At 74.8% G+C, this 991-nt stretch carries 1 protein-coding gene; it reads right to left on the bottom strand.

The features are described from left to right. Positions 1-84: 84 nt before the first annotated feature. Positions 85-567 (bottom strand): OmpA family protein, encoded by a 483-nt coding sequence (locus tag ND748_RS32725; RefSeq protein ID WP_251750122.1) that lies wholly within the window; start codon positions 565-567, stop codon positions 85-87. Positions 568-991: the final 424 nt, after the last annotated feature.

The following is a 991-nucleotide window of genomic DNA, read 5'->3' as shown; positions in this document are numbered from 1 at the left end:
GGTGGCGGCGCCGGCGCCGGGCCGCGGGCACAGCGGTCCCGGTCGCGGGCGCAGTCACCTGCGGACAGGCGGAAACGTCGGACGTCATCGAAGCACGATCTCCACTCGGCGTCGGCTCGCGTCGGCGACGCCGTCCTGCGCGCCTTGTTCGCCCCTGCCCTCGACATCCAGCACGGAGCTGGGGATGTTCTGCGTCGCCAGCCACGCCTCGACGGACTTCGCCCGTTCCAGCGACAGCTTCTGGTTGTCCTCGGTCTGCCCCAGCCCGTCGCTGTAACCGATCACCGAGATGGGGCCGGGATGCTCCCGGATAGCGGGCAGGACCTGCTGCAACGCGGTCATCGCCTCCCCCCGCAGCTCGCTGCTGTTCGAGTCGAACAGGTAGTCGGCGCTGACCGTCGTCACGCGGCTGCCGTCCGGCTGGGTGATGAACTTGCTCAGCGGCGGCAGTGGATCTGCCTCGACCGTGGGCGCGACGCGCGTCGCGTGCGGCGCCGGGGTGAACGAGGCGGTGTCGCTGGCGGAGCATCCGGCCGTGAGGCCGACCAGCGTCAGCGCGAGCGCCACACCCGTGCACGCGCGAACACCCGGAATGCCGCGCCTGAACGTGGCATCTCCGGGTGTGGAGTGAGCGTGATACACGGTCTGCCCCCAACGGCGAATGCGGGGCTCACCATAACGGGGGCGTTCGGGGTAGCTCCCCGCGGCCTAGGGCGTTGTGTTCACCGTGGGACAAAGCGGCGTCGCGTTGCGCGGAGCGTTCCTCGCTCGCCGCGTTCGGGCCGGCCGCCGTCCGTGTTCGCCGGCGACGGCGATTCGCCGCTGGGAGACCGTCAGACGGCAGACGACCCCGGGGGGGGGGGGGGGGGCGCGGGGGGGCGGGGGGGGGGGGGGGGGGGGGGGGGGGGGGCGGGCGGGCGGGGGGGGGGGGGGGCGCCCCCCCCCCCCCCGCCCCCCCTAGCAGCGCAGGCCGCCCCGCCCGACCCCCGCG

The sequence above is a fragment of the Frankia sp. AiPs1 genome (genome assembly GCF_023716945.1).
Classification (GTDB): domain Bacteria; phylum Actinomycetota; class Actinomycetes; order Frankiales; family Frankiaceae; genus Frankia.
The sequence above is the reverse complement of the archived record's forward strand: the minus strand, read 5'-3'. Positions and strand labels throughout refer to the sequence as shown.